Genomic DNA, 205 nt, shown 5'->3' on the forward strand with positions numbered 1-205 from the left:
TTAACCCGCAGGATCAACGGCAACGAGCTGACTCACGATGTTGTCCTGACCGCCGCCGATGTCAATGCCTATAGCCAGCTGGAAACAGACATCCTGATCCAACCACTCAAAGGGCTGGCCGAAGAGGCCCTTATACGGGCAAACAGCAAAGTCCCGCTCACCCGCAAAATCAACGACAAGGAACTGGATCACGATGTTGTCCTGA

General features: G+C 54.1%; 1 pseudogene. It reads left to right on the forward strand.

Going from position 1 to position 205, the window contains the following annotated elements:
- Positions 1–205: pseudogene (locus FE394_RS19430) on the forward strand (phage tail protein); the annotation flags it as partial.

The organism is Xenorhabdus littoralis, assembly GCF_033949345.1.
GTDB lineage: Bacteria > Pseudomonadota > Gammaproteobacteria > Enterobacterales > Enterobacteriaceae > Xenorhabdus > Xenorhabdus littoralis.